Source organism: Helicobacter cinaedi CCUG 18818 = ATCC BAA-847 (assembly GCF_000155475.1).
In the GTDB taxonomy this organism is placed as follows: domain Bacteria; phylum Campylobacterota; class Campylobacteria; order Campylobacterales; family Helicobacteraceae; genus Helicobacter_C; species Helicobacter_C cinaedi.
This window is the reverse complement of the sequence record NZ_DS990406.1, coordinates 1-4,551: the sequence shown is the minus strand read 5'-3', so window position 1 is coordinate 4,551 and position 4,551 is coordinate 1. Positions and strand designations below refer to the sequence as shown.

Annotated in this window: 6 protein-coding genes and 1 pseudogene; 6 read left to right on the top strand and 1 reads right to left on the bottom strand. The window is 33.3% G+C overall.

The window, feature by feature from the left end:
• The 6 genes from HCCG_RS11565 to HCCG_RS12690 all read left to right on the top strand — a co-directional run.
• Positions 1-543: N-acetylmuramoyl-L-alanine amidase (locus tag HCCG_RS11565; protein ID WP_002957670.1), on the top strand; the 543-nt coding region annotated here is incomplete at its 5' end.
• Positions 543-1,025 carry a hypothetical protein gene (locus HCCG_RS11215; RefSeq protein WP_002957669.1) on the top strand — a complete coding sequence of 161 codons (483 nt, stop codon included), beginning with the start codon at positions 543-545 and terminating at the stop codon, positions 1,023-1,025. The genes HCCG_RS11565 and HCCG_RS11215, both read left to right, overlap by 1 nt.
• Complete coding sequence (locus tag HCCG_RS12340) at positions 1,026-1,202, top strand: hypothetical protein (RefSeq protein WP_002957668.1); 177 nt, start codon at positions 1,026-1,028, stop codon at positions 1,200-1,202.
• A 78-nt stretch (positions 1,203-1,280) separates the two neighbouring features.
• The gene (locus tag HCCG_RS11210; protein ID WP_002957667.1) at positions 1,281-1,700 is read left to right on the top strand and encodes a hypothetical protein; all 420 of its coding nucleotides are present in this window, start codon (positions 1,281-1,283) and stop codon (positions 1,698-1,700) included.
• 314 nt (positions 1,701-2,014) lie between these two features.
• Positions 2,015-2,464: a hypothetical protein gene (locus HCCG_RS11205; RefSeq protein ID WP_002957665.1), complete on the top strand. Its 450-nt coding sequence runs from the start codon at positions 2,015-2,017 to the stop codon at positions 2,462-2,464.
• 460 nt (positions 2,465-2,924) lie between these two features.
• Entirely contained in the window at positions 2,925-3,662 is a 738-nt protein-coding gene (locus HCCG_RS12690; RefSeq protein ID WP_002957662.1) for a hypothetical protein, read from the top strand.
• 74 nt (positions 3,663-3,736) lie between these two features.
• Here the strand turns inward: HCCG_RS12690 and HCCG_RS12335 are convergent.
• A pseudogene (locus HCCG_RS12335) lies at positions 3,737-4,551 on the bottom strand (hypothetical protein); the annotation flags it as partial.

Genomic DNA, 4,551 nt, shown 5'->3' with positions numbered 1-4,551 from the left:
AACATATCAAATTACTATGTAGATAGCGAGGGGTATATACAAGGGGCAGGATTTAAGTTGCCAACAGATAGCAAAGGTAATGATGTCAAAATAAATTTAGCTAACTTTATAGAACACGGGGAAATTGGTAAAATCAGGGCTATTATTTTGCATAGAACTATGAGTAAAAGTGCTCAAAGTAGCATAGATTGGTGGCAAAACCATAAAGCTAAAGGAGCTGGCACTCATTTTATGATAGACAAAGATGGCACAATATATCAATGTGCAACTTTATATAAGACAACTTGGCATGTTGGGGCAAGAAAAAAGGGGATAACCATAACTAATAATACAAGTATAGGTATTGAAGTGGTGGCTTGGTATGACGATAAGACTCACAAATGGGATGAGGCTACAAGAGAACAAAAGATAGCATTACGAAAAATAATAAAAATACTGCTTAAGCATTACAATCTTACTGAAAATGACATTTATGAACATGATAAAATAGCAAATAAAACAGCTGGTGAGGGTGCGAATCTTTATATAAAAGGAGAGAAATAATGCTGAAGCGATACTTAGTGTTTATAATGTGTGCTTTTATACATTGCTCACAAGCAGCGGATATAAACGAGCCTTTGGATAAAAGCTTTAAGGATATAGATATTCATATTTTAGAGATTACTTATCCCAAGAAATGTGAGATTGATGATAGGGCTTTCTTTGTTTTGAGTAAAGAAGCCATAGCTTCATATTTTCAAAATGCAGAAATATACGATGAAAAATCCCCTGTTGGGGTTAGAGATTATCCGCATTATCAATGCGAGATTGCAGGAAAGTTTTTAGCTCATAATCAGTCTTATGATTTTAGGCTTGATTATGGTGGTGTGGGATATATACATAATGATACAACTGCCAATATCACCATATGCAATCGCAAAGATTGCTATCCTTGTGCCGTTATAGATGTCTATTATGATGCCTTAGAAAGTAATGATACAAAATGGCTGGAAAGATACAAGACAGAGTATTGTATAAGAAAGTAAATGCGATATACCCTTACCCTCCTACCAAAATCCCTTATCTTTACGCCTACCCTAAAGCCTAAGCCTAAAGCTCCTAGTAGCACTCTAGGTATAGTCATAGGAGAGAGCGATGATATACAAAGCCAAAGGGGACAAAAAGAACATCCAATGGCAAACAATCTTATTATGAGGACATAGGAGGCAATAAGATGCTAATTACTTACGAAAAAATTATCCAAGCACTTAAAAATACCAAGGAACAAGGAGGATACTAAAATGAAACAATTAATTAAAGGGGTATTGATTGCTTTATTGATATGTGTGGTGCAACTACAAGCCACCTCGCATACCACGCAAAACAATCAGCAAGAATGCAATATCACAGGCGAATCTAAGCTTTATCAAGAGTGGGTAGAACAATGGAAGGGTAAATATGAGACAGATATATACTATCATCAAGTAGGCACACCTTATGCTATAAAGGATATGTTAGAACAATGTGATATACTAGGACTTACACTTATGCTAAATGATATTGACAAAAGGGAATTTATATTTCATCAAGCAAGTGGTGGTATGATTTTTTTAATGGTTGCCATAGAATCTGCGTATCCACAATCTGTCCAATTTCTCTTAGAGCATAAGCTTACGCAAAAAGATAATAAAGATATTTATGAAGAACAAATGATAGAATAGACTATCGAGGGACTCACTCCACTTCAACTTGCCAATCAAAAACTCCAAGAAGTTAAAGCTAAAGGAGATTCTAAAGCCATAGCAAATTATGAAAAGATACTAGAGATTCTTAAAGAATATAGTGTAAAATAGATAATGAGCATAATATAAAAAATACCTTTGATGTTTCGGTGCGTAGCCTCAAAAACCAGAAGGAGTTTTTTAGGGCTGCTGAAGAATACAAAAATATTCATCAAGGTTTTCATATTATTGATGAACGAAGAAATCAAGCACCTTGCTATCATATTGAAATTACACAACCCTAGGAGAAAATAATGTTTAAATATTGTATTGTGTTTATTAGTATAATTTGTAGTCTCTATGGCAATGATGTAGAAATGGTTCATAAAGATTGCAGGATATTATGTGAGAAATGTGGATTTTACGCGACACAAACAGAAGGCTACTTTAAAAATCTTAAACTTTCTAGCAACGATGAAGATGATTTTTATACTGCAATGGATGATTGGGCACACTATCTTTATTCAGCAAGAGATTACTTGCGTGCTAATGGAATCAAAACCAATTTTTATGCTATAGATGTGAAGGAATGCGGGATACTAATCTTTCAAAACTATTCCTTAGAAATAAACAAAATTGATACCCCTTATATCTTTATTCTTTATCAAAAAGGCAAAAAGCCTTATATACTTATGGACATTTCGGCTCCAGAAGATGAAATCAATGCTTATTTTAATATCACAAGCAATGACAAACACAATTAATGAAGTTGGTGCTTCTAATGTATCAAAACATTGTGCAGATTTTAACATTGTAAATGTAGTGGATATTCCACATTCATCTTTGGGTGCAAATAGAGAAAACTTCAAAAGTGAAGCAGGGTTTCATTTTAAATTTAGGCAAAGACCCTACCAATCCCAAATGGCTAAAAGTAGCTTATATCCCACCAGAAGTAAAAGATACAAGTAAAGCAATCTATGGAGTAATCCACGAGAGTCAGGTAAGCTCTCAGTGTGAAGGCTTTTAAAATGAGTTATTCTCCTATACACCAAACCACAACAACTAATCCAAACTTTCAAATCAACAGACAAGCAAAACTCTCTCAACGCTATATCATTACAGATGCAAAACTGAGCACAAAAAAGCCTCCCTTACAAAACAAGAGCAAAGTTCTTGTACAAAGTGTAAGTTTTAAAGACAAGAAGTATATACATTATAAAGCCAATGATACTCTTACATTTCAAGCTCTCACAAGAAGAACTCAAAGAAGCTAAAGCAAATACGAAATGGGCATATATTTTAAGCACAGATGAAACTCTTCTTCAAAAACTTGATTACAGAAAGATTACACAAGAAGGAAGTGATAGTCCTTATATAGGTGAAGACTACACACTTACTTTAAAAAAAGAATACTTTGATATAAACAAAGCTACTTATCTTCATATCTTTGCTTATATTAATGTTCCGAGCAGTAAAGTCAAACAAGTGCTTAAACTTGAATATCCCCTCTCTTTAAGATTTAATGGGAAAGAACTTCATATAGTAGAGTGGGGAAAGCCAACCCATAGCTTTGTTGCTCAAAGTGGTATATCTCATCACACAAACACTGCTCATACACAACAAGCAAATAAAAATCAAATAGAAGAAAAGACTTATTACATTAATGTAAATGATAAAGAAGAATCAAATCTAGCAGAACAATTTTTAGTTTTTATAAAAAATATAATACAGAAAAACACACAACAAGAAGATAAAGGAACACAATTCTTTAGACTCTATGAAAGTAAAGATGCTTTTTATCCTCTTAATCAAAGTAATGCTACAGCTTATACTCTTCATACAGGAAATGAGTATGGAGATTATAAAGGTATTGATTTAGCTAAAGATAATGAGCTTACTCAAAACAGAAAAGATTCTACAAATCAATCACACACTCAAACTTCTCTTGGGTTAAAGATATGATACAAACAAATTATGGGCAAGTTTATATATAATCACATATTATTTAATTATTCTTTATCTTATACTAATATATTCTACTTTATATTATGTTTCTTAGCATACCATTCTATCTTATCACGCAATTCTTGTGGGAAGTTTTCTCTATACATTGCTGGTATAGTGGGGTTTAGCTTTTTGTCTAGTTTGTGGTCTTTATAAATATTCTCTAAATCTTCAGGGATATAGTAAGTTGGTGCATTAGGATAACCTTGAGGTGGAGTTATGGCTTTAAGCTTGGAAACAAGCAGTAAAAAATTTATGTGGTATCTTACTCCCTCCTCACTCATATCGTTAGACAAATCGACATCATATCTAATATAATTTGCACCAATTTCATTTAAAAATTCCTCCCTACTCTTCTTTGTAGAATCTTTATCTCTAGGGTCTTTGAGTTTGCCTTGTCTAACATCATCTCTCAAAGCTTCTATAACATTGCCCCTTTCATCTATGAAATACCCCTCATCTAACATATTAAAATCCATTACCCAATCCACTCCTATCATCTCATCTAAATAAGGGAGCATACCAAAGCTATCATAAGGGGGATTCTTGGCAAAGTTTTCTAGCATTTGTGCTTTAATAGGATTTTCGTGCAAACCTGCTCCAAAACCTCTGTATTTATATCCATCATATAATGTTTTAAAACTCTTTTTGTGTCCTAGCTGTATTAGTAAAAAATTAACCGCTCTATTTCTTGCTTTAAAGCCAGTCGCAGAAAGCTGTAATGCTCCTGTAAATCCTTGTATATCCCCTAATATCCCCGCTGCTAATTCCCATTCACCCATAAATAAATACCCATCGCCTAAATGTGCATTTCCCCTATTTTGCTCTACTTTTTCATAGAGATAGG